The 4190-nt window shown below is 74.6% G+C and carries 4 protein-coding genes and 1 pseudogene; 3 read left to right on the top strand and 2 right to left on the bottom strand.

Features of this window, described 5'->3' with window-relative positions; all coding sequences use genetic code 11:
• The 3 genes and pseudogenes from ACOV8S_RS01130 to purU form a co-directional block, all read left to right on the top strand.
• Positions 1 to 680: pseudogene (locus tag ACOV8S_RS01130) on the top strand (hypothetical protein); the annotation flags it as partial.
• Between the two features lie 151 nt (positions 681 to 831).
• Entirely contained in the window at positions 832 to 1269 is a 438-nt protein-coding gene (locus tag ACOV8S_RS01125) for an SCO4402 family protein (protein WP_351113074.1), read from the top strand.
• Between the two features lie 72 nt (positions 1270 to 1341).
• Positions 1342 to 2217 (top strand): formyltetrahydrofolate deformylase, encoded by an 876-nt coding sequence (gene purU, locus ACOV8S_RS01120; RefSeq protein WP_448315410.1) that lies wholly within the window; start codon positions 1342 to 1344, stop codon positions 2215 to 2217.
• 3 nt (positions 2218 to 2220) lie between these two features.
• On the opposite strand, the gene ACOV8S_RS01115 is transcribed toward purU, so the two are convergent.
• Complete coding sequence (locus tag ACOV8S_RS01115) at positions 2221 to 3561, bottom strand: zf-HC2 domain-containing protein (RefSeq protein ID WP_448315408.1); 1341 nt, start codon at positions 3559 to 3561, stop codon at positions 2221 to 2223.
• The gene (locus ACOV8S_RS01110) at positions 3558 to 4127 is read right to left on the bottom strand and encodes a sigma factor (RefSeq protein WP_448315661.1); all 570 of its coding nucleotides are present in this window, start codon (positions 4125 to 4127) and stop codon (positions 3558 to 3560) included. Before ACOV8S_RS01110 ends, ACOV8S_RS01115 begins: the two co-directional genes overlap by 4 nt.
• Between the last annotated feature and the right edge of the window lie 63 nt (positions 4128 to 4190).

Below are 4190 nucleotides of genomic sequence, written 5' to 3'. Positions count from 1 at the left end.
GCTGCGCCCCGCCCCCCGCCCCGGCCGCCCCCGGCCGGCGCGGCGGCCGGATCCCGCTGCTGGCGGCGGCCGGCGTCGGCATCGTGGTGCTGGGCATCGGCATCGGCTCGCTGATGGACGGCGCCGACGACCCCGCCAAGGGCTCGGCCGCGGCGGACTCACCGACGCCCTCCGCCTCGCAGGAGGAGGACTCCGGCGGGGAGAAGAAGGAGGAGAACAAGGCGCGCGAGCAGGCCGTCGCCCTGGACAAGCTGCTCGCCGACAGCGGCAACAGCCGCTCCGCGGTGGTCGGCGCCGTCGAGAACGTCCGGCGCTGCGAGAAGCTCGGCGAGGCCGCGCAGGCGCTGCGCGGCGCGGCCCAGCAGCGCGCCGACCTGGTCACCCGCCTCAACGAGATCCAGGTCGACCAGCTCCCGCAGCACGCCGCGCTGACCCAGGCGCTCACCAAGGCCTGGCAGGCCTCCAAGTCGGCCGACGAGCACTACGCGAACTGGGCCGACCAGGTGGCCGGCGACCGCGGCAAGTTCTGCAAGCACGGCCACGCCCGCAACACCCCGGAGACCGGCGCCGCCGTCGAGCAGAGCGGCACCGCCACCGCGGAGAAGCAGAAGGCGTCCGACCTGTGGAATCCGATCGCCAAGGAGTGGAAGCTCACGGAGCGGCGTCCGATCCAGCTCTGACCTGCGGCGACACCCCCGGGCCCGCTGTCGTGACGGCCTCCCGGCGCTCGCCCCCGGGATCCGCGGCCGACGGCGGAACGTACGATCGGATGTCGTGCAGACTTCGGTGAACTCTTCCCGCCACGGGCGTCGCTCCTCCACCATGGGCGTCATGCCCCTCAACGACATGCCGTGGTGGCGCTGGCGCGGGAACGTCCGCTCGGCGCTGCACATGCTCTCCGACCCGGACTTCCAGCGGGACGTCTGGCTGGCCGGGGCCGACGGGTACGGCGACGTCACGGACGCCGTCTACCGCCTGGTCGAGGACACCTGGCTGGACAACTGGTCCGCCGAGAAGTACGTCGGCACGATCTTCCGGGACTCGCAGGAGGCGGCGCTGGTCGACACGGCCGTGCTGCGGGTGCTGCGCATCATGCACCAGGTGGGGCCGGACGCGCCGGTGTCGGCGTACATGGCGCATGCCGGGTGGCCGGAGGCGGTCCGTGCGGCCCGGGACGCGCACGTGCGGATGGCCGTCGGGGACGGCGACGACCCCGACACCCCGCCCCAGTCCCTCGAGGTGCTGCGCATCCTCACCCGCACCGCCTGACCCGGCCACGGAGTGTCCCGGATGTAGGACAAGGGCGGCGTGGGCGGGGGGCGATGTGCGACCCTGGCGGGCATGAGTGAACAGTCCGCCGCCGCGCCTGTCGAGCAGTACGTCCTCACCCTCGCCTGCCCGGACAAGCAGGGCATCGTGCACGCCGTGTCGAGCTACCTCTTCATGACCGGCTGCAACATCGAGGACAGCCAGCAGTTCGGCGACCACGACACGGGCCTGTTCTTCATGCGGGTCCACTTCTCGGCCCCCGCCCCGGTGAGCCTGGACAAGCTCCGCGCCAGCTTCGCGGCGATCGGCGACTCGTTCCACATGGAATGGCAGATCGGCCAGGCCGGCGAGAAGATGCGCGTGCTGCTGATGGTGAGCCGCTTCGGCCACTGCCTGAACGACCTGCTCTTCCGCGCCTCCACCGGCGCACTCCCGGTGGACGTCGTCGCAGTGGTGTCCAACCACACCGACTTCGCCGAGCTGGTGGGCTCGTACGACGTGCCGTTCCACCACATCCCGGTGACCCGGGACACCAAGGACCAGGCCGAGGCCCGCCTGCTGGAGATCGTCCGCGAGGAGGGCGTCGAACTCGTCGTCCTGGCCCGCTACATGCAGGTGCTCTCCGACGACCTGTGCAAGCAGCTCAGCGGGCGGATCATCAACATCCACCACTCCTTCCTGCCGAGCTTCAAGGGCGCCAAGCCGTACCACCAGGCGCACACCCGCGGCGTGAAGCTGATCGGCGCCACCGCGCACTACGTGACCGCGGACCTCGACGAGGGCCCGATCATCGAGCAGGAGGTCGAGCGGGTCGGCCACGAGCTGACGCCCGAGCAACTGGTCGCGGTCGGTCGTGACGTCGAGTGCCAGGCGCTGGCCCGTGCCGTGAAGTGGCACGCCGAGCGGCGGGTGCTGCTCAACGGCCGCCGGACCGTGGTCTTCTCCTGACGGTCAGAGCCGGCTGAGCGAGGCCGCCGCGTAGAGCACGTCCTCGACGGCGGCCCGGTCGCCGCTCTGGCCCGCCGCCGCGTCCCGCGGCCTTATGTGGCCGGCCACCACCTGCGCGAACTCCTCGTCGTCCAGCACCACATGGGCGACGACGTGGTGCTCCGAGGGCAGCGCGGCGGGGGAGTCCAGCGGGATCAGCCACTCGCCGCCGCCACGGCCCTCGACCTCCAGCATCAGACTGCGCCCCGGACGGCCCGCGGAGACCAGATGGCGTGCGCCCGGAGAGGGCTGCGCGGCCCGGCCCGCCCGGCGCCGGGCGGCCAGCGCGTCCGGCAGCCTGCGGGCCGCCAGGTCGAGCAGGGCGTGCAGGTGACGCGGCGCGGGCGGCCGGTAGGGGTAGTTGACCGCGTCCGCGATGTCGCCGCCGTGCACCCAGCAGGCGAAGGCCCGCTCCAGCATGGCGTCCCGCAGCGGGATCTCGCAGGGCCCGTACGGCACGGGCAGGCCGCCCGTGGTGCCGCCGGTGAACGAGGCGGTCCGCACCAGGTCGTGGCTCTGCGCCCGCCAGGGGTCCCGCACCTCACGGGTGGGCGGACGGTTCAGCGCCGCCCAGTAGGCCCGGGTGCGGGAGGTCGGGGTGCCGCTGCCGCCGGCCGGAGCGGGGCCCGGCAGCGCGGACAGCGGGTCGGCGAGACCCAGGGCGACGGCGACCAGCCCGTCCACCGCCATCAGGTGGGCGATCACCTTGGCGACGGTGGAGCGGTGGTGGCGCTCCTCGTCCTCCTCGATCCAGCGCAGCCGGACCGGGGCGTGCCACTCCGCCTCGTCGATGTCCTGGAGCAGCGCGTCCAGCCGGGCGGTCTCCGCGTCGTAGGGCGTCGCCCACTCCGGGACCGGGATGCGCGGCGGGCGCCGGTCGAGGCAGGCGTCCAGCACCCGGGTCCGCAGCAGCGGGTCCAGGTCCAGGCTCTCCGGGCGCTGCAGCAGCGGCACCGCGTCGCGCAGCGACCGGGCCTCGTCGGCGCACCGGCGGCACACCGCCAGGTGGGCGTCGACCGCGGCCGTCTCGGCGGGCGTGCAGACCGCGAGCGCCCAGGCGCCCAGCATGGCCTTGAGCTCCGCGTGCGTGGCGGGCACCGCCGGCGGGCGCTCCTCGCGCGTGCCCGGACTGCGGGACGGCTCCGCGGAACCGGCCGCCGACGGCAGCCGTCCCCCGTGGGGCCGGTTGGAGCCGGCGCCCCTGGCGGGACGCCGCCCCGGCCCGCGACCCGGGGCGCCCGCGTCCTGCTCCCAGGGCTCCTCGCCGTGGGTCGGCCCGCCGTACGCCTCCGCGTCCCGGTTCACGCCGCGCCTCCCGGGCCGCGATCGGCGTCCGGCAGCGACTTCGGCGGGGTGACCGCGTGCGCGGTGGACAGCAGCTGGAGGCCCAGACGCATCCGGCGGCGGATCTCCACCTCGGTGACGCCGAGATCGGCGGCGGCTCCCCGGTAGTCCCGGCGGTGGTGGTAGGCGAGGTTCAGCGCGGCCCGCAGCGAAGCGGGCATCGACGTCACGATGTAGTCGGCGCGGGCGGCGACGGCCGCCTCGCGGACCTTCTCCTGGAGCTCCTCGCGCGCCTCGGGATCCTCCGGGTCGGCGCCGTCGCGCCGCAGTTCGGCGGCTCCCCGCGCGTGCAGCCGGCGCACCGCGAGGTCGCGGGTCAGCTCGGAGAGCCAGGTGCGCACCGGGCCCCGGCCCGGGTCGTGGGCGGAGGGGTTCTCCCAGACCTGGGCGAAGACCTCGCGGGTCACCGCGTCGGCGGCCCGCTCGTCGTCGAGCACCCGGTTGGCCAGCCCGTGGACCAGGGAGGCGTACCGGTCGTAGAGCTCGCTGAGCGCCGCCGCCTCCCCGCGCTCGAGCCGTTGCTGCATCCTGCGCTCCGCGCGGACCGGTCCGTCCGTGGCGACCGCCACAGTCCCCTCCCTCCGGTTGCC

It is taken from the genome of Streptomyces sp. CO7 (genome assembly GCF_053474865.1).
The sequence above is the reverse complement of the archived record's forward strand: the minus strand, read 5'-3'. Positions and strand labels throughout refer to the sequence as shown.

Coding starts and splice junctions, on each gene's coding strand:
- ACOV8S_RS01125 (WP_351113074.1), top strand. CDS start 832: ATGCCCCTCAACGACATGCCGTGGTGGCGCTGGCGCGGGAACGTCCGC.
- purU (WP_448315410.1), top strand. CDS start 1,342: ATGAGTGAACAGTCCGCCGCCGCGCCTGTCGAGCAGTACGTCCTCACC.
- ACOV8S_RS01110 (WP_448315661.1), bottom strand. CDS start 4,127: ATGCAGCAACGGCTCGAGCGCGGGGAGGCGGCGGCGCTCAGCGAGCTC.